We start from the raw sequence: 20,219 nt of genomic DNA, 5'->3' as shown, positions 1-20,219 counted from the left end.
GATGAACCTCCCGAACTTGGGAGGTTTTTTTAGGTTGATTTAAGAATATGATAATATCGAGTAAGTTGAGGTGATTTTTATTATGAGAATAAGTGTTATTGGCGGCGGGGCAATCGGATTATTGGTTTCCTATTTTTTAAAGCAGAACGGGCTAGAACCTGTAATATATACAAGAAGCTCTGAACAAGCAAAGGAACTCAGAAAGTCTGGATTAACTTACAGAGATACAAGAGGTTCAGATACAACCGTAAAGGTCGATGCGAAGCCATTTGAACAATATCTTGGTGAAGAATCATCGTGTATCATCGCAGTTAAACAAACGGCTATGAATGAATTACATAGATTGATTACATACAATGAAGTTTCCTATCTCTTTCTTCAGAACGGAATCAGTCATCTGTCTTTTTTGAAAAGCTTGCCACAAAAACAATTATGCATTGGTGTTGTTGAGCATGGGGCGATCAAAGAAGATTTTACGACCGTTCATCATCTTGGAGAAGGCAGGATAAAAGTTGCCTCGTATAGAGGGGATTCCGAACAGACATGGGGTGGATTTCTCCATTCAAGTCGTTTTCCAGTTGCATCAGAAAAAGAGTGGGAGCCTATGGTTTATGAAAAACTAATTATGAATGCATCCATCAACCCGCTCACAGCGTTGTTAAGAATAACAAATGGAGAACTTTTAACGAACCCTCATGCACTATCTATGATGAAAGAACTTTTTGAAGAAGCGATTTCCGTATTGAAAATGACAGGACGGCGTGAAGTGTTATGGAAGGAATTGTTAGACCTATGCAGAACTACTTCATTAAACCGCTCTTCAATGTTAAAGAGCGTAGAGAGTGGTAAGCAAACTGAAATTGAGAGTATTACAGGTGAGGTTATTAAGAGAGGAAACGAAATGAAGATTCAAACCCCTTATTCTCGTTTTGCTTATGAAGCGATTAGTGCATTGGATAGGAGAGGATGAATGATTGGCTAGTGTTTTAGGTGCGATTATTGCTACTTTAATAACCGTTCCTTATATTGTCTTTTTTCTTGTTAATAAGAGCATGCTAAAGCTTACGAAAAAAAGGAGAAAAGCCTTTAAGGCGGGTGTTGATAGTACAACGTTATTTTTATTTATGGCGATTGAAAGAATCACTGTAGAAATTTGGGGCCATTCTTATTACTGGATTCTTCTACTCGTATTTCTATTCGGCTGTTTACTTTTTACATATGTGATATGGAAAAATGATTTGGATCTGTCTATCGGAAAAATACTTAGGTTAAACTGGCGTCTGCAGTTTCTTGTTCTTTCAATTGGTTACTTTACGTTGATAACATATGGTATCATTTCACGTATTTTGGACATTTAGAGCATATTTTTTATGTTCTTCAATCGTTCTTTGCTATACTCGTTAAGGATGTAATTGATACGTAGAAAGGAAGTTCATAAATGAGACTGGAGGAAATGCAGCTTCATACATCGCCTTTTTTAGAAGGGTACTCCAACGGAGATGCGGAGGTTGTCCGTTTTTTTGATTATAAATCTCCTTATGATAAGCATGAATGGACAAAAAGACAACAGGAATTGAAGCGTTATTCGTTTCCTAGACAGGGTCTTACGGATTATCTGACTTCTTATAATCAAAAGGTTGGTTCTTCGCCCAAAACAATAGAGAACATACAAAAGTTGAATGCAGAAGATAGTGTAGCTGTCGTTGGTGGTCAACAAGCAGGACTTCTAACTGGACCGCTTTTAGTGATCTACAAGTGCATCAGTACCATTCAATTAGCAAAACAAGCTGAAAAAGAATTAAATGTTCCGGTTGTTCCAATATTTTGGATAGCTGGTGAAGATCATGATATGGATGAGATCAACCATGTTATGGTTCCTAAGAACAACACTGCGAAAAAAGTATCATTAAAGTCAGCGAGCAGCATTAAATCTTCAGCCTCCCAATGGGAATGGAATAGAGATGAGGTTCAACCTTGGTTGAAGGAAGTATTTCGTTCCTTTGGTGAAACAGCTTTTACTAGTGATCTAGTTGCAGAGACAGAACGTATCTTGAAGGAATCAGATTCAATCGTTACGTTCTTCGCGAAACTTCTTTCCAAATGGTTTTCTGCAGACGGCCTGATTGTATTAGATTCTGGAGATCCTGCGTTTAAAAAACTGCAATCGATGATGTTAAAAGAGATGATTCTTCATAACAGTGGGATCGACAAGGCTTTTAACTTACGCACGGAAGAACTGTGCAAAAGTGGTTATTCTGCACCAATAGAGGTTCAAGATAACAACGCACATCTTTTCTATACGAAGGATCAGGAACGAATCCTGCTGTATCGTGATGAAAATGGATTCTCCTCTAAAGAGAAAGAATTCACGATCTCAAAAGCAGACCTACTTGATGAAGCGGTTGAACACCCAGAAAAATTCAGCAATAATGTCGTGACACGTCCATTGATGCAAGAGTTTCTTCTACCTGTGTTATCGTTTGTTGCTGGACCTGGTGAAATTGCCTATTGGGCTGTTCTTGGGAAGGTGTTTAGTCAATTTAATAGGATGATGCCGATATTAACACCAAGGCTTTCATTTACTCTCGTAACTGCTGAGGTTAACGAATTGCTTCATTCAAAGAGTTTAACGGTAAAACAAGTTTTAGAGAATGGTACGGAAGAATATAAACGCGAGTGGTTTACTTTAAACCGTCCGATCGAGACTTATGAAACAGTGCAATCTGTAAGAGCAGAGTTTACTTCTTCTTATGAAAAGCTAATAAAGCTAGCAGAAGATATCGATCCGAAGCTTCTTTCCGTTGCGGATCACAATTTGAAGAGAATCTTAGCAGAAATCGATTATATGGAGGATAAGCTAGAACAGCGTGTTCGAAAAAAGGTGAAAGATCCACTTGCCGAATTTGATGAGATCATGCTGCAATTAAAGCCGACAGGGATTCTGCAAGAAAGAATCTGGAACATCTATCAATTTCTAAATGAAGAAGGTTCCTGTCTTGTGGATAACCTTGTACAATACCCTTATCAATTTAATGGAAAACATAAGATTGTATTCGTATAAAAACGATAAATTATTTTAGAAAAAATCCTGTGCTACAGCAGGATTTTTTTTTTTGTACACGAATAATACTTGTAGTGGTGAAAAGTGGAGCGTTGTGGTAGATTTAGGGGAGAAAGTGGGGTAATCATATGTTCATGGGAGAGTATCAGCACAGCATCGACGAAAAAGGACGTATGATCATCCCCTCCAAATTTCGTGACGAACTAGGCACAGAGTTTATCTTAACTCGCGGATTGGATCAATGTGTATTCGGATATCCTTTAAATGAGTGGAAAGTCATCGAAGAAAAGCTGAAGAGTTTGCCATTCACCAAAAAGGATGCACGTGCTTTTACTCGTTTTTTCTTTTCTGGGGCTGCTGAGTGTCAGTTAGATAAACAGGGAAGAGTGAACATTGCATCTCCGCTCAGAGACTATGCAAAACTAGAAAAGGATTGCGTAGTGATAGGTGTGTCGAATAGAATTGAAATTTGGAGTAAATCAATTTGGGAAGAATACTTCTCAAAGTCAGAAGACTCATTTGGAGAAATTGCAGAAAGTCTGATGGATTTTGATTTATAACCCTTAAGTTTATAGCAGAGAGGAATTTTCCATGTTTGACCATATAACCGTATTAAAACAAGAATCAGTAGATGCTTTACACGTGAGACCAGATGGAATTTATGTTGATTGTACGTTAGGTGGGGCAGGTCATAGCGCACTTATTCTGTCTCAATTAGAAACTGGCCATCTATACGCATTTGATCAAGATGACATAGCTATTGAAAACGCCCGTCAGGTTCTAAAGGAACATGAAGGAAAGTATACGATTATTCGCAGCAATTTCCGTCATATTAAAGAAGAGCTTTCTAAACGTGGCATACATAAAGTAGATGGCATCCTGTTCGATTTAGGTGTCTCTTCTCCACAACTAGATGAAGCGGATAGAGGGTTTAGTTACCAGCATGACGCTGAGCTTGATATGCGAATGGATCAATCAAGTGATCTTACAGCAAAAGAAGTTGTGAATGAGTGGCCGTTCAATGATTTGATGAAGATTATCTCAAGATATGGCGAAGAAAAGTTCGCTAAACAGATCGCTAGAAAAATTGAAGCGGCTCGTGAGAAAAAAGAGATTCAAACAACTGGAGAACTTGTCGAAATAATAAAGGATGCTATACCTGCTCCTGCAAGAAGAACAGGGGGACATCCTGCAAAACGGACATTCCAAGCCATTCGTATCGCTGTAAATGATGAATTGAACGCTTTTGAAGATGCACTGCAAGATTCCATTAAACTACTAGATATCGGAGGCAGGATTGCGGTTATCACCTTCCATTCTTTAGAAGATCGTGCGTGTAAAAATATCCTAAAAAAAGCAAGCACAGGTCCGGAACTCCCTCCAGGACTGCCAATTATTCCTGAAGAATACAAACCTGAATTAAAACTCATCACAAGAAAACCGATCGTACCAACAGACAATGAGCTTGAAGAAAACAGAAGATCACGCTCAGCAAAATTGAGGGTCGCTGAAAAACAAAAATAGAGAGGAGAGCTAAAGTGAGCAATTTAGCCTATCAAGTTCAAAAACAACAAGTACAGTTACAGCCAGAAAGAAACCCAAAACCGGTACAGCAGCCATCCCGTAAGATATTTACAAAAGGTGAAGTCGTATTATGGGGAGCTATGGGGGTGGTCTTAATTGCCGGATTGATTTGGCTCATTTCTCTATACGCGTCCGTTTATCAGGCAACTGCTGAAGTTGAGAATATTCAAAAAGACCTTTCTGCAGAAACGAAGATCGTTGAAGATTATCACCTTCAAGTAACAGAACTAAGCAATCCAGAACGCATCATGAAGTTGGCAAAGGAACAAGGATTCATCTTTGACGATAAGAACGTAAAAGTGGTTCAGGACTAAAAAGCAGGTGTTGTTATGAAATTAAAAAGAAAAAACGTTGGAGCAGGTATTCTGATGGTTGTGTTTACCGTGCTCTTTTTTGTATTAACAAGTAAATTCTTTCTTGTAGCTTCTTCTCAATCCGCAGAAGGGGTAGACTTGATCGAATACGGTAAGAGAAAATGGTTGAAGAGTGACGTTTTAGATGCGAAGCGTGGAACGATGTTTGACCGGAACGGTGAAGTGATCGCACAAGACATTCCCTCTTACAGCGTGATCGCTATTCTCGACAAAAAGTATCCAAATCATATAAAAGACCCAGAAGAGGCTGCAGAAAAACTATCAAAAGTACTAGATTCTGATAAAGAAGACTTAGAAGAGCTTTTGAGTAAAGAAGGCAGATTTCAAGTTGAAATCCCATCTGGAAGAAAAGTTTCTTATCGCAAAAAAGAACAGATCGAAAAGATGAAGATTCCGGGTGTTGATTTTTTAAGGGAATCTAGGCGCTATTATCCAAACCAAAGTTTTGCCGCTCATGTACTAGGATACACTGGAAACGGTGAAGAAGGCGTTCAGACTGGTCTGATGGGACTTGAAAAATCTCTAGATAAGTATTTGCAAGAAAAGGATGGGAAGATCTCTTTTGTCGGTGATGCTTTCAGTCGTGCAATTCCAGCAAATAAAGAATCGATCACACCACCGAAACATGGTCAGGATGTCTATTTAACTCTTGATGAGAAGATTCAACTGTACTTAGATGAAGCGGTGCAAGAAGCTGCGAAGAAATATAAGCCAGAAAAGATTACGGGTATCGTTGCTGATCCGAAAACGGGAAGAATTCTCGCGATGAGTAATTCACCTAGTTTTAATCCGAACAAAAAAGATATAAAAAACTATACGAACTTCGCTGTTTCTTATCCGTTCGAACCAGGATCAACAATGAAGATCTTCACATTGGCAGCAGCCATTGAAGAAGGTAAATACAACGGTAATGAGGTGTTCCAATCGGGTTCCTACAAGCTTCCGAACATTGGAAGACCGATTTACGATCATAATAAAAGAGGATGGGGACCGATTACTTATAACGAAGGAGTTCAAAATTCTTCTAACGTTGCGTTCTCAAAACTTGTACGCGAAAAACTAGGTTATGAGAAATATAGGAGTTATCTCTCTAAATTTGGATTAGATCAAAAGACGAACATTGACCTTCCGAATGAGAAGAGTGGATCGATCCTTTATAACTATGAGATCGAAAAAGTAACCACTGCGTTCGGCCAAGGAACGACGATCACTCCGATTCAACAGATTCAAGCTGCAACAGCTATTGCAAATGGTGGTAAGATGATGCGACCATACGTGATCGACAAGATCATGGACCCAGAAAATAAGAAGACGGTGTTATCAAATGAGCCGAAAGTAGCGGGTAAGCCTATTTCTGAAGAAACTGCGAAACAAGTAAGAGATATACTTGAAACAGTGGTCACAGATGGAACGGGTAAACCTTATATGATCGATGGTTATAGCGTGGCTGGAAAGACAGGAACGGCACAGATCGTAGGAAAAGATGGAAAGTACATCTCTGGTTGGGGAGAGAACGTATTCTCTTTCTTGGGAATGGCTCCAAAAGATGACCCTAAACTTTTAGTATATGTGGCCGTGGAACGTCCTAAGGTTGAGTTTCCTGAGATGGGTTCTACACCAGTAGCTAATATTTTTACAAGCGTAATGAAAAGCGGGCTTCAATATTTAAATATTCAGCCTGAAGCTAAAGTGAAGGATCAATCTTCTAAAGTAAAGAAATCTTACGGTAAAGAATTACCAGATTACACTGGACAATCTGCTGAGAAAGCAAAGAGTGATTTAGAAAAACTCGGAATGCAGGTTTCCGTCATTGGTTCAGGGAATGATATCACCAACCAAGAACCATATGAAGGTGCTTATGTGATGAAAGGTGAACGAGTCATATTAAGAACGTCTGGTGATGCAAAAATGCCTGATGTTAAAGATTGGTCTTACATGGATATCTTAAGGATCAGCAAGCTTCTTGGATTGAAAGAAACGATAACAGGAAGCGGATTTGCTGTAAAACAAAGCATTAAACCAGGAAACCCCGTTAAAGAAGGAGATTTCTTTGTCGTTCAACTAGAACCTCCTAAAGTAACTGAATCAGAAACAGATTCTGAAGAAGAGAACGTGGAAGATTCGAGTTCTAGCGAGGAACAGTCTCAAGATGAAGAACTTCCGGTAACAGACTAAATGTTCTAGGCGCTTGTGTACAAGCATATATTTGAAACGAGACATACAAGGGAGGTATTGTGTGTGCGAGTTTCGAATGTAACTGTACGCAGGCGCTTAATTTTTGTTCTTGTTTTTGGAATAGCTTTCTTTTTTGTTATTTCTGTAAGACTTGGTTACGTACAATTTGTGCTTGGAGATATGTTGACAGATCAAGCCCTTGATTCTTGGAGCAGAGACATTCCTTTTGAACCAAAAAGAGGAAAGATTCTAGATCGTAATGACGTGGTACTCGCCACAAATATTAGCGCTCCGACCGTCTTTGTCGTTCCAAGACAGATCAAGGAACCTGATGAAACTGCTGAAAAGTTGGCTGCTTTGTTAAATATATCAAAAACAGAAGTGTACCAAAGACTCACCAAGAAAGCCTCTATCGTAAGAATCGATAATGGAGGACGAAAGATCAGCAATACGAAGGCAAAAGAAGTTGAAGCTTTGAATCTACCAGGTGTTTTTGTTGCAGAAGATAGTAAAAGGCATTACCCGTACGGTTCTTATCTTTCTCACGTACTCGGCTTTGCAGGTATTGACAGTCAGGGGCTCACAGGGCTAGAACTGTATTATGATGAACAGCTGAACGGTGAAAAAGGTCATATCTCATTCTTCTCGGACGCAAGGGGACGCAGAATGCCATCGTTATCGGACAAGTATGAAAAACCGAAAGATGGCTATGACCTGAGATTAACGACAGATTCACGTGTTCAAACCATTATTGAGAGAGAGCTTGATATCGCACAAGCCACCTATGATCCTGATGGAGCAATCGCTATAGCGATGAATCCAAATACTGGAGAAATTCTTGGTATGAGTTCTCGACCGGATTTTGACCCGGAAGAGTACAAACGAGTTTCACCAGAAGTATACAATCGAAATCTACCAGTGTGGGCTCAATATGAACCAGGTTCTACCTTCAAGATCATCACGCTTGCTGCAGCACTCGAAGAAGATAAAGTTGACTTAGATAGAGATCATTTTCACGATCCTGGATCGATCGAAGTTGCAGGGAGAAAGCTTAAATGCTGGAAAGCGGGAGGACATGGCAGTCAGACCTTCTTAGAAGGCGTTCAAAATTCTTGCAACCCAGGGTTTGTTATTCTTGGTCAACGTCTAGGGAAAGATAAACTATTTGATTATATTAAAGACTTTGGATTTGGAGAAAAGACAGGTGTTGATCTAGCTGGTGAGGGTAAAGGAATCTTATTCTCCTTAGATCGTGTTGGACCGCTTGAACTTGCAACAACGGCATTCGGGCAAGGTGTTTCTGTGACTCCAATTCAACAAGTAGCTGCTGTGTCTGCGGCCGTAAACGGAGGATATCTGTACGAACCATATATAGCTAAAGAATTAGTGGACCCTATTACTGGGAAAGTCGTTAGTAAGCAGACACCAAAACTTAAAAGAAAAGTGATCTCTGAAAAAACGTCTAAAGAAGTTAGACGCGCATTAGAAAGTGTTGTAGCTCAAGGGACTGGAAAGAATGCATTCGTCGATGGTTACCGGGTCGGAGGGAAAACGGGGACTGCTCAAAAGGCTGAAGGTGGTGTTTATTTAAAGAACAACCATATCGTCTCCTTTATCGGGATGGCTCCTGCCAACAATCCTGAGATCGTTGTTTATGTTGCTATAGATAATCCAAAAGAAACACTGCAGTTTGGTGGAATTGTGGCAGCCCCAATCGTTGGCAATATTATAGAAGACAGCCTTTCTGCTATGGGCGTTAAAAAGCAAAAAGATCAGATAGAAAAAGAGAAAACATGGCTCGATGCTCCTGAAGTAGTCGTTCCAGATTTAGTCGGAAAACAAACGAAAGAGCTTACGAACCTGTTGTATAATCTCAAAATTGAAACATCAGGAAAAGGGAACTACATCGTACAGCAAGCTCCTAAAGCTGGCGTAAAGCTAGAAGCTGGTAAAACGATTCGTTTATTTTTGGGTGACAAAAAAGAAGTGGAAGATTAAAATAAAGAATGTACACATAGCCAAGCGCGGAATCTTGCTTGGCTTATTTTCTTTAAAGATGCATATAAAACGCTCTCTCATAGAAAGATGTTATACTGGTGCACTTATTTGAACGAGATATAAGATAATACCAAAAAAGACCTTTATATGAGCTGCAACATATGTGAAACTTCGTTTTTTTTGACTATATGCTTAACGATGATTAGAGGAGAGATCAGGATTAATGGAATTAAAAGAACTGCTTACATATTTAGTGAACTATGAAATGGATATTCAAGCCAATCCTGAAATTACCTCCATTGAAATGGATTCCAGGAAAGCTGGGAAAGGCTGTCTATTTGTATGTATGGAAGGGCTTCTGTTTGATGGACATGATTTTGCAGAAACCGTTGCGAATAACGGAGCTGCTGCAATTTTAGCTGAGAAAGATATTGATGTTAACATTCCTGTTATAAAAGTTAAAAACACAAAAAAGGCTCTTGCGGTATTAGCAGATGCTTTTTATGGCCATCCCTCCCAAAAACTCCATTTGATCGGAATTACCGGTACGAATGGAAAGACGACAACTTCACATCTCATTGAAAAAGTTTTAAGAGATGCTGGGAAAAGCACTGGGATGATCGGCACGATTGAAATGAAGATAAAAGATCAAAGCTTTAAGGTAGCTAATACTACACCTGATTCATTATTTTTGCAGAATGCTTTTTATCAAATGACAAAAGAAAAAGTGGAAGCGGCCGTCATGGAAGTGTCTTCGCATGCTCTCGTTCAAGGTAGAGTATGGGGATGTGACTTTGATATCGCTGTTTTCACGAACTTGACACAAGATCATTTGGACTACCATAAAAATATGGAAGAATACCAGTTTGCAAAGAGTCTTCTGTTCTCTCAAATGGGTAATACTTATAACAGATCAGATCGTAAAGTCGCTGTTCTTAATAATGATGATCCAGCTTCAAAAATGTTTGAAAGAGTTACTTCCGCACAGGTTGTTTCTTATGGAATTGATAACGATAGCGACGTTCGAGCAACCAATATATTGATCGGATCGCAAGGCACTACGTTTACGCTGCAGACTCCTATTGGTTCAAGAGAAGTTACATTGAAGCTTATCGGAAAGTTTTCTGTTTATAATGTACTCGCAGCTACAACAGCATGTTTGTTATCTGGATTAGATCTGGATCAGATTCTTGATAGTCTAAAAGAAGTAACGGGCGTTTCTGGCAGATTCGAACCTGTTATTGCAGGTCAAGATTTTACGGTGATCGTTGATTACGCACATACGCCAGATAGTTTAGAGAATGTATTACGAACGATCAAAGAGTTTGCAACAGGAAAAATAACAGCGATCGTAGGATGTGGTGGTGACCGCGATAAGACCAAGCGACCGCTCATGGCGGGAATTGCGGCTAATTTAGCTGATCATGCCATCTTCACAAGTGATAACCCACGAACAGAAGACCCTCTTCAAATCTTAAAAGATATGGAAGAGGGCGTAGACGATGGGAATTACGTGACCATCCCTGATCGAAAAAAGGCAATCGAACATGCGGTTGAAAAGGCTAGTACAAACGATGTTATACTTATAGCCGGAAAAGGTCATGAAACTTATCAAATCATTGGAAAAGATATATTAGAATTCGATGATAGGATCGTTGCAAGGGAAGCAATTAAGGCGGTGAAAAAATGAAGTTAGATTTTAAAGAACTGGTCTCATTAGCAGAGCGTACGAGTGGTAAGTATGAGAACCTAATATTAGAAGGTGTTTCTAAAGATACAAGACATAAAAGCGAGAATGCCCTATACTTACCGATTGCTGGTGAGCGGTTTGATGGTCACGATTTTCTTTTAAATGCGATTGAGCAAGGATGCACAGCTACGGTCTGGCAAGAAGGAAAAGATCTTCCAGAAGGATTGCCGGAAGATTTTCCTATCCTTTATACAAAAGATACTGTAACATTTTTGCAAGATATCTCTAAATATTATTTGAAGAAGATCAATCCTGTTGTAGTAGCTGTAACGGGTAGTAACGGAAAAACAACGACTAAAGATATGATCGAAAGTGTTTCCTCTGAAAACTTTAAGACGTTTAAAACGCAAGGAAATTACAATAATCATATTGGAATGCCTTTGACCATCCTAGCGATGGAAGATACTACAGAAGTATTGATCTTAGAAATGGGTATGAGTGATTATGGTGAGATATCTCTTTTAAGTAAGATCGCAGAGCCAGATGTTGCTGTTATTACGAATATCGGTGAAAGCCATCTTGAACAGCTTGGTAGTCGTGAAGGAATCGCTAAAGCGAAACTTGAGATTGCAGATGGATTAAAACAAGGCGGGCTGTTTATAATCGATGGAGATGAGCCGCTTCTTTCACATGTGAAAGGTGAGAACGTGCTGCAAGTTGGTTTTGGAGATTCAAATACACTGAAGTTATCTAACCTTAAGACAGATGTACGTGGTGTAACGTTTTCTTTAGAAGAAGGTACGACCGTGTATCGCATACCGATGCTCGGACGTCATAATATTAAAAATGCAGCATATGCCATAGCTGTAGGGCATTATTTAAATATAGAAGAAAACAAGATACTAGAAGGACTTGAGAACCTTAAAGTGACTTCCATGCGTCTGGAAATGAAAAGCGGTAAGAAGGATACGCTTCTTATCAACGATGCCTATAACGCTAGTCCAACGAGTATGATTGCAGCTTTAGAAACACTTGCTGAACTGAAGGATTACGCTAAAAAGGTCGCTGTTCTCGGAGATATGTATGAATTAGGTTCAAATGAAGAAGAGATGCATCGGAACATAGCGAAGCATGTGGATGACACGATTTCTCATGTGATATGTGTAGGGCAAAAAGGTGCTTGGATTGCAGACGAACTAAAAAAACAAAACAATGAAGGCGTTAAGGTTATTCAATGTCTTACAAAAGAAGAAGCGGAAGAACCTATTGCTAAATTATTATCAAAAGACACTGCTATTCTTTTTAAAGCATCAAGAGGGATGGTATTAGAAACCCTAGTCTCGAAATTTGTAGAGCAAGAACAGGAGTCGAAAAAATGATTGAGCAAGTCTTATTATTTACATTAGTAGCATCCTTCTTAATAGCGGTATTAAGTTCACCCTTTTTCATCCCGTTTTTAAGAAGATTAAAATTTGGGCAGAGCATCCGTGATGAAGGCCCAAAATCTCACCAAAAAAAGCAAGGTACACCTACGATGGGCGGGATTGTTATCGTCTTAGCCCTTGTTATCGCGACCTATGCAATGACCGCTAAGTTTTTTGCAGTAACTGCAGAAACTCATCTGCTTATCCTCGTTACATTAGGATACGGACTTATTGGCTTTTTAGATGATTTTATTAAAGTAGTTAAGAAAAGAAACCTCGGTTTAACATCGAAACAAAAATTAGTAGGGCAATTGATTATTGCAGCTCTTTTCTTCCTTGGATTAAGAGCGATTGATTTCTCAACAGAAATTTCAGTTCCTGGAACAGATTTTTCGTTTGATCTAGGATGGTTTTACCCCGTATTGGTTGTATTCATGTTAATCGGTGCTTCTAATGCGGTAAACCTTACGGATGGCTTGGATGGATTGTTAGCAGGTACAGCTGCTATAGCTTTTGGTGCCTTTGCTGTTTTGTCATCTACCATTCTCCAATTTGAAGCTGCTGTTTTTTGTGTCGCTGTTGTTGGTGCTGTACTTGGATTCTTAGTTTTTAATGCACATCCAGCGAAAGTGTTCATGGGAGATACTGGATCATTGGCTTTAGGTGGTGCGATTAGTGCAGTTGCAATCTTAACAAAACTTGAGATTTTGCTCGTTATTATTGGTGGAGTTTTTGTAATCGAAACCCTTTCTGTAATGATTCAAGTAGCATCATTTAAGTTAACTCGTAAGCGTGTATTTAAGATGAGCCCGCTTCATCATCACTATGAATTGTCAGGCTGGAGTGAATGGCGCATCGTCGTTACATTTTGGCTTGTAGGATTGGTATTTGCAGCATTAGGAATTTATTTAGAGGTGTGGGTATAGATGAAAGACACTACATTTTTTAAAAACAAAAAGATATTAATCGTAGGATTAGCTAAGAGCGGTTTTGCTGGTGCAAAACTGCTTCATTCGTTTGGGGCTCAATTAACAGTGAACGACAAAAGCCCTAGAGAAGGAAATGTGGAAGCAGAAAAACTTGAGGAGCTTGGAATCAACGTAGTTTGTGGAGATCATCCGCTGACATTACTAGATAACCAGTTGGACTTTATTGTAAAGAACCCAGGAATTCCATACCAAAACCCTTTGATCGATGAAGCGGTTAAACGTAACATTCCGGTTTATACTGAAGTCGAAATTGCAGGTATGATCTCGGACGCATCGATAATTGCGATTACAGGGTCAAACGGTAAGACGACAACCACTACACTTATCGGTGATATGTTACAAAACAGTGATAAGACACCTATTGTAGCAGGGAACATAGGTACTGTGTTCTCTGAGGTTGCAGCGGAGTCGACAGAGAAAGATATATTAGTAGCTGAACTTTCTAGCTTTCAGTTGATGGGAACAGAGCGATTTAAGCCACAGATTGCAGTTTTTCTAAACCTGTTTGAAGCACACTTAGATTATCACGGTTCTCTTGATGAATACGGGAAAGCAAAAGCTAAGATCACTGAAAACCAAGATCCATCTGATTATGTGATCTATAACGCAGATGATGAACGTGTTTCACATTTGATGAAGAATTCTAAAGCGCAGCATATCCCATTTTCTGTAACGAAGAAATATGATGATGGGGTTTATGTTGAAGATGGTGCCCTTTATTTTCAGGACCAGAAAGTTATTGATCTAAGTGAAATAGTGTTGCCAGGCAAACACAACCTGTCTAATATTATGGCAGCTGTGGCGGCATCTTTATTAGCCGGTGCTACTTTGAAACAGATACATCAAGTTCTAACTTCGTTTCCTGGGGTTAAACACCGTCTGCAGTACGTCGGTGAGTTTAAGGGCAGACGTTTTTATAATGATTCAAAAGCTACGAATATATTAGCGACGAATGCAGCGTTGTCTGCATTTGAACAACCCGTCATCTTACTAGCTGGTGGTCTTGATCGTGGAAATTCATTTGATGGTCTGCTTCCATCACTAAAAAATGTAAAAGCGATCGTTACTTTTGGTCAAACAGCTGATAAATTAGCAGAAACAGCGGCACAGGCAGGAATAGAAACTATAAAACGTGCTGATAATGTGGAAGATGCTGTTCCCCTTGCATACAGTTTATCTGCTGAAGAAGATGTTATTTTATTGTCTCCTGCATGTGCTAGCTGGGATCAATATAAGACATTCGAACAAAGAGGGGACATGTTTATCAACTCTGTGCATAAACTTAAATAAGGTTTGTACAAATAAGAAGAGTTGAGGTGTTTCCCTTTGCCTGCAACGAAATCAACCCCTGATATCATAATGATTGTAGTTACGCTTATGTTGTTATCGATCGGTATAATAATGGTTTATAGCGCTAGTGCAGATTTAGGGCTATACAAGTTTGATGATGCGTTCTTTTTTGCAAAGCGACAATTGTTATTTGCCGGTGTAGGTATTGCAGCGATGTTTTTTATCATGAACATCAATTACATGACGTGGAGAGTCTGGTCTAAGATTCTTCTGATTATTTGTTTTGTATTATTGATCGCAGTTCTTGTTCCAGGTATTGGTATGGTGCGTGGTGGTGCTAGAAGCTGGATCGGTGTAGGTGCTTTTTCCATACAGCCGTCTGAATTTATGAAACTGGCCATGATTACATTCCTGGCTAAGTATCTATCAGAGCATCAAAAAAAGATCACTTCTCTTAAAAAAGGTTTAGTACCTACTCTCGGATTAGTGATGATCGCATTTGGCATGATTATGCTTCAGCCAGATTTAGGAACAGGAGCAGTGATGGTAGGAACAAGTATTGTGATGGTTTTTGTTGCAGGTGCGCGCATCTCCCATTTTGTAGGGATGGCTTTAATCGGTCTTATCGGACTTGCGGGATTAATCATATCTGCTCCTTATCGAATTAAGAGAATCACTTCTTTTCTTGATCCTTGGAGTGATCCTTTAGGCAGCGGATTTCAGATTATCCAATCTCTTTATTCACTCGGACCAGGTGGATTGCTTGGACTAGGTTTAGGGCAGAGTAGACAAAAATTCGGTTACCTACCTGAACCTCAAACGGATTTTATCTTTGCGATTCTGTCAGAGGAACTCGGTTTTATCGGTGCTGTTTTTGTATTAATCCTCTTTAGTCTTCTCTTATGGCGAGGAATCAGGATCGCTTTAGGAGCTCCAGATCTATTCGGTAGTTTTTTAGCGATTGGGATCATAGGAATGGTCGCTATACAGGTGATGATTAATATCGGAGTTGTAACAGGTTTGATGCCTGTAACTGGAATAACACTTCCATTTTTAAGTTATGGAGGATCTTCATTAACTCTAATGCTCGCATCAATTGGAGTAATACTCAATATTAGTCGGTATTCAAGGTATTAAAACTTGAGTTTCAAAGGAAATTCTCTTATTCTAAACATAGCGATTTAAAGACGTTACCCTGTCAATTATGGCAGGGTAACTTCTTTTTCTTTGACATTTTTTGATAGCCTGTTTTCGTATACCGTGTTGCTTAGGTTAGTTGCTGATTTTCGCTCCAGGTTGCACGCTTTCCACGGGGCGAACGGTGAGCCTCCTGTCTAGTTGCAGTGACAAGCCCCTCGAGGTCAAAAGGTAAACGGTCAAGAAGGCAAAGGGCGCCTTCCAAGCCCATTTCACTTTTGCTTGTCGGGGCTGAACGAGTCACTTCCACTTTTCTGACTGCCGCTTTGCGCCATTAGGAGTCTCCACCTGACCGCTTAAAGGTTGTCTCTCTGCTCTTGCGTCTACAAGTTTATGCTAACGAAGTGTACTTCCTCGTCGCATGCCTTGCGAGAAGCTCCTCATGTGGCAGGCAGGCAACCTTCCGCTACAATCAGCTTGCTAGGAAGTAGGTTGTGATAAACCAGCAGGAGTACTACAACCCTTTTTCAATAAATCAAAGAAGCAACTAAAAAAATCATAACGAAAGCATCTTAAATTTTTTTAGGAAATAAAAAGTAAGAAACAAAATCGTTAGTTCTGACGAATACTACTTTGTCGATGTTTAAGGACAATGAAAACATGGAAAAGATTAACGCATAGCATATAAATAGAACGATGCGTATGAACGTAGGGGGTTTTTAATTATGTATAGCCAATTAGCTGAGAAATTAAAAAGTGAAGATTTAGGAACTGTCCTTGTAAATGAACCATTAAAAAATCACACCACATTAAAAATCGGTGGACCAGCTGACCTTTTTTATGAACCGAAAGACATTGAAAGTCTAAAAAAAGCATTAAATTATATAAAAGAAGCCAACGCACCAATACGTGCGATTGGAAGAGGATCTAACCTCCTTGTTGCAGACGGAGGCATAGAAGGGGTTGTCATTAAAGTAGGGGAGGGGATCAACCACCTTGAAAAAAATGATAACACTATTAGAGTTGGCGGTGGGTATTCACTTATTCCGCTAGCCACTGTAATGTCGCGCGAAGCTTATACGGGTCTAGAATTTGCAGCAGGTATTCCGGGATCAGTTGGCGGAGCTGTATTCATGAATGCAGGTGCACATGGATCAGATATGTCTAAGATCGTTGAGAAAGCTTTGATTTTATTACCTGATGGTGAGCTTACATGGCTTTCTAATGAAGAACTAAAATTTTCTTATCGTACTTCTGTTCTTCAAGAGACTGGTGGCATCTGTGTGGAAGTCATCCTCGTTTTAGATAAAGGGGATAAAGAAACGATCATGGCAGAGCTTAAGAAGAATAAAGATTATCGCAGAAACACACAGCCATGGAACTATCCGTGCTGTGGGAGTGTTTTCCGTAATCCGCTGCCTAATTATGCAGGACATCTTATTGAAACATCGGGACTTAAAGGGACTCAGATAGGTGGAGCACAAGTTTCAGAGATGCACGCTAATTTTATTGTGAATACTGGAGATGCAAAAGCCAAGGACGTGCTGGATCTTATCAGTTATATTCAAAAAACGATTAAAGAAAAGCATGGTGTTGACCTTCATACAGAAGTTGAGATCATTGGTAGAAATGATTAACAAAAAATTGGATAAATAGTGCTGAATTGCGGCTTATCCGTGCTATAATACAAAGAACAAGAAAAAATTAACTTTTGACGTTTCGAAACGAACCATACATTTCGTTATCTTCTGACAGTTGGACTGTTATCAGTACCTTTTTGAAGACTTGGCGTCTATCTGCCAAGTTCTTTTATTTCTGTCAACCGTTAATGTTTCTTGTACTAACTTATAAAACGGGGGAAGAGGATGGACAAGGTAAAGGTTGTCAAGATTGAGGACCGAATTCCGAAGCTGAAAGAACATCGCAAACAAAAAGCAAATCGTCGTCTTATATATTACTTGTCCTTTTTCTTCCTGTTATTGTTGGTCGTCGTTTATTTTCAATCAGATCTTAGTCATGTGAAGAAAATTACCGTCTCTGGCAATTATTTTGTAACCGACAATGAGATTCTTGAAAAAAGTAAAATTTCAACAAAGACAAAGTATTTGAATGTATCTGAGGATGAAATTATGGAGCGGCTCGAAGATATCTCAGAGGTTAGTTCCGTATCCATCCAAAAGAAATTTTTTAACCAAGTTGTAATTAAAGTGAGTGAATTTCAACGAGTAGGGTATTTCAGAAAAGAGAATCTATACTACCCGATGCTTCAGAACGGGAAAATGTTAGAGCCTCTAAAGAAAAATGAGAGACCAGTAAATGCACCTGTAATCGTCAGCTGGAAAGATCCAGACCAATTAGAGATGATGGCACAGGAACTGCAGAAGCTACCTGAAGGAATCATTCATCGTATATCTGAGATCACACATACACCTTCATCCAACAGTTCAAACCAGCTAACGTTGTTCATGACGGATGGAAACAAAGTGGTAACAGCGATACCTAAGTTCTCAGAAAGGCTGACAGCTTATCCATCTTTAGTGAGTGAGTTAAAGCCTGAGGAAAAAGGAACGTTCTATTTAGGAATCAGCACACGTTTTGAACGATACAACCAAGTGGAGGAAAGTAATGAGAAAAATTAAAGGGACGCATCTTTTCTTATCTTTAATCCTACTCGTTACCGGGTTCATCTTATCTTTCTCCTATCAGAGAACGCAGATCGAAAAGCAAAATGTTGTTCAGAACAATGAATGGAAAAAGGAAGATTCATTGCGCAGCCAAATCTTAAATCTTCAAAAAACAAATAGAGAATTAGCAGGCGATCTTCAAAGTCTGCAGCAAAATGTTGAGAAGAAAGAAAATAAGCTGGCAGATCAAGAGGAGATATCTTCTAAACTAGTAGAAGATTTAAAAGAGCTCAGAATGGTAGTAGGAAACGTAAAAGTGAAAGGGGAGGGGGTAGAAGTTACTCTTCAAGATTCCTCCTATATACCGGAAGGGGAGAACCCTAACGATTATATCGTCCATGAAGAACATATAAGAAGTGTCATTGACGAACTTCACGTATCGGGTGCAGAAGCCATTGCTATAAACGGTCAAAGAATTTCTCACGATACGTATATCGCTTGTATCGGTCCTGTAGTATCTGTGGATGGTAACCAATATCCTGCACCCTTTGTTATTACAGCAATAGGGAATTCCACAACCCTAGAGAAATCTTTGAATTTATACATCGTTGATAAAATTGTTAATGATGGTGTAGAAGTAAGAGTGGAGCAAGAAAGCGCGATCGAGATGGAGCCATTTATTACAGAAGAGGGATGAGTGAGTTGAAAGAAAGACAATTCATGTTTGCAACAATTGCCCTCATACTCGGCGGAATGCTGGCGATCCAATTTGAGACCACAAACAATCCTGTTGTTCGGGATACTAGAGATTTATGGGAATTAAGAGCTGATTTGGAAAAAGAGAAACAGCGTCAGCAGGAGCTTAATGAGGAATATGAACGCTATAGTGAACTCCTGAACCAATACAAAGGTGATGGTAAGGACGAAAAAATCCAAGCAATGGAAAAAGCGCTATGGGATTTAAAAAAACAGGCAGGATTAACAACGATTAGCGGACAAGGAATCGTAATAACGATCGAACCTTTTAATGAAGAGCTAATTGGAGTAGGTCAACCTGTTCCTAAAATAGATCCTGATATGCTTAGAAGACTTGTAAACGAACTAAACCGATATGATGCAAATGAGATCTCTATTGATGGCCAACGCGTCGTATCTAAAACCCCGATCCGGGAAGTGAATGGAAACATTTACATAAACAATGAGCCTGTTTCTTCATTTCCGATTGAAATCAGAGTTTTGGCAAAAGACAATGAAAAACTTCATCAGAAGATCATTGCTTCACCCGCTGTAGAGGAGTTTATTCGAGAAAATTTTCTCGTTGAATCCAAACAAACAGCTAAAGTTATTTTGCCAGCTTTCGATAAAGATATGAAGGTGAAGTTTATGAAACCGGCAAAGGAGGAAACGTAAGATGTGGTTGCCGGTACTTGGACTGCTATTAGGTCTGTTATTAGGTTTCATGTCTGATATCCGGGTCCCTCCAGAATATGCAAACTATTTATCGATAGCTGTCTTAGCTGCACTAGATACCTTATTCGGTGGTATACGTGCACATCTTCAAGGCAGTTTTGAAGATAAAGTGTTCATTACAGGTTTTTTCTTTAACATTTTATTGGCTGCAGGGCTCGCATACTTAGGGGTACACCTTGGTATCGATCTGTATCTAGCTGCAATTTTTGCATTTGGTGTTAGGTTGTTTAATAATATCGCTGTTATTAGACGCTTAATTATTTCCAAATGGTCAGATTCGCGCAAAAAGGCCTAAAAAATTTGAAAAAACGGTAAAAAAAAAGAGGGATAACCCGTTGTTTGTGGAATTTATTCCATAATTAAGCGCAAATTAAGGGATTTTTAAAATTTTAAGAAGATTTTT

18 protein-coding genes are annotated in these 20,219 nt (G+C 39.3%); all 18 read left to right on the top strand.

Annotated features, from left to right (window positions below):
• Positions 1–82: 82 nt before the first annotated feature.
• Positions 83–970, top strand: coding sequence for a ketopantoate reductase family protein (locus ACOZ9X_RS10115; protein ID WP_423418033.1), 888 nt, complete (start codon positions 83–85; stop codon positions 968–970).
• A 4-nt stretch (positions 971–974) separates the two neighbouring features.
• Positions 975–1,358, top strand: coding sequence for a DUF3397 domain-containing protein (locus ACOZ9X_RS10110; RefSeq protein WP_423418032.1), 384 nt, complete (start codon positions 975–977; stop codon positions 1,356–1,358).
• An 80-nt stretch (positions 1,359–1,438) separates the two neighbouring features.
• A complete protein-coding gene (gene bshC, locus ACOZ9X_RS10105; protein ID WP_423418031.1) occupies positions 1,439–3,061 on the top strand; it encodes a bacillithiol biosynthesis cysteine-adding enzyme BshC in 1,623 nt (540 codons plus the stop codon).
• 128 nt (positions 3,062–3,189) lie between these two features.
• Positions 3,190–3,621, top strand: coding sequence for a division/cell wall cluster transcriptional repressor MraZ (mraZ, locus tag ACOZ9X_RS10100; protein ID WP_191753698.1), 432 nt, complete (start codon positions 3,190–3,192; stop codon positions 3,619–3,621).
• Between the two features lie 31 nt (positions 3,622–3,652).
• A complete protein-coding gene (gene rsmH / locus ACOZ9X_RS10095; RefSeq protein ID WP_423418030.1) occupies positions 3,653–4,585 on the top strand; it encodes a 16S rRNA (cytosine(1402)-N(4))-methyltransferase RsmH in 933 nt (310 codons plus the stop codon).
• Between the two features lie 14 nt (positions 4,586–4,599).
• Positions 4,600–4,959, top strand: a complete 360-nt coding sequence (gene ftsL / locus ACOZ9X_RS10090; RefSeq protein ID WP_423418029.1) for a cell division protein FtsL — start codon at positions 4,600–4,602, stop codon at positions 4,957–4,959.
• A 15-nt stretch (positions 4,960–4,974) separates the two neighbouring features.
• Complete coding sequence (locus ACOZ9X_RS10085; RefSeq protein ID WP_423418028.1) at positions 4,975–7,194, top strand: penicillin-binding protein; 2,220 nt, start codon at positions 4,975–4,977, stop codon at positions 7,192–7,194.
• A 63-nt stretch (positions 7,195–7,257) separates the two neighbouring features.
• Positions 7,258–9,192, top strand: a complete 1,935-nt coding sequence (locus ACOZ9X_RS10080) for a stage V sporulation protein D (RefSeq protein ID WP_423418027.1) — start codon at positions 7,258–7,260, stop codon at positions 9,190–9,192.
• Positions 9,193–9,415: 223 nt separating this feature from the next.
• Entirely contained in the window at positions 9,416–10,882 is a 1,467-nt protein-coding gene (locus ACOZ9X_RS10075) for a UDP-N-acetylmuramoyl-L-alanyl-D-glutamate--2,6-diaminopimelate ligase (protein WP_423418026.1), read from the top strand.
• Positions 10,879–12,261 carry a UDP-N-acetylmuramoyl-tripeptide--D-alanyl-D-alanine ligase gene (locus tag ACOZ9X_RS10070; protein WP_423418025.1) on the top strand — a complete coding sequence of 461 codons (1,383 nt, stop codon included), beginning with the start codon at positions 10,879–10,881 and terminating at the stop codon, positions 12,259–12,261. The genes ACOZ9X_RS10075 and ACOZ9X_RS10070 overlap by 4 nt, the downstream gene beginning before the upstream one ends.
• Complete coding sequence (gene mraY / locus ACOZ9X_RS10065) at positions 12,258–13,232, top strand: phospho-N-acetylmuramoyl-pentapeptide-transferase (protein WP_423418024.1); 975 nt, start codon at positions 12,258–12,260, stop codon at positions 13,230–13,232. Before ACOZ9X_RS10070 ends, mraY begins: the two co-directional genes overlap by 4 nt.
• Complete coding sequence (murD, locus tag ACOZ9X_RS10060; protein WP_423418023.1) at positions 13,233–14,585, top strand: UDP-N-acetylmuramoyl-L-alanine--D-glutamate ligase; 1,353 nt, start codon at positions 13,233–13,235, stop codon at positions 14,583–14,585.
• A gap of 36 nt (positions 14,586–14,621) precedes the next feature.
• Positions 14,622–15,722, top strand: coding sequence for a stage V sporulation protein E (gene spoVE / locus ACOZ9X_RS10055; protein ID WP_144700917.1), 1,101 nt, complete (start codon positions 14,622–14,624; stop codon positions 15,720–15,722).
• Between the two features lie 725 nt (positions 15,723–16,447).
• Positions 16,448–17,359: a UDP-N-acetylmuramate dehydrogenase gene (murB, locus tag ACOZ9X_RS10050; RefSeq protein ID WP_423418022.1), complete on the top strand. Its 912-nt coding sequence runs from the start codon at positions 16,448–16,450 to the stop codon at positions 17,357–17,359.
• 228 nt (positions 17,360–17,587) lie between these two features.
• The gene (locus tag ACOZ9X_RS10045; protein WP_423418021.1) at positions 17,588–18,361 is read left to right on the top strand and encodes a cell division protein FtsQ/DivIB; all 774 of its coding nucleotides are present in this window, start codon (positions 17,588–17,590) and stop codon (positions 18,359–18,361) included.
• On the top strand, positions 18,348–19,043 hold the full coding sequence (locus ACOZ9X_RS10040) for a DUF881 domain-containing protein (protein WP_416731454.1): 696 nt from the start codon (positions 18,348–18,350) through the stop codon (positions 19,041–19,043). Before ACOZ9X_RS10045 ends, ACOZ9X_RS10040 begins: the two co-directional genes overlap by 14 nt.
• Positions 19,044–19,048: 5 nt before the next feature.
• Positions 19,049–19,756 carry a DUF881 domain-containing protein gene (locus ACOZ9X_RS10035; protein ID WP_423418020.1) on the top strand — a complete coding sequence of 236 codons (708 nt, stop codon included), beginning with the start codon at positions 19,049–19,051 and terminating at the stop codon, positions 19,754–19,756.
• Position 19,757: 1 nt separating this feature from the next.
• A complete protein-coding gene (locus ACOZ9X_RS10030; protein WP_066393455.1) occupies positions 19,758–20,111 on the top strand; it encodes a small basic family protein in 354 nt (117 codons plus the stop codon).
• Positions 20,112–20,219: the final 108 nt, after the last annotated feature.

This window comes from Fictibacillus nanhaiensis, from assembly GCF_049537595.1.
In the GTDB taxonomy this organism is placed as follows: domain Bacteria; phylum Bacillota; class Bacilli; order Bacillales; family Fictibacillaceae; genus Fictibacillus; species Fictibacillus nanhaiensis_F.
Note: the sequence above shows the minus strand (reverse complement) of the source record. Positions and strands in the feature narration are given on the sequence as shown.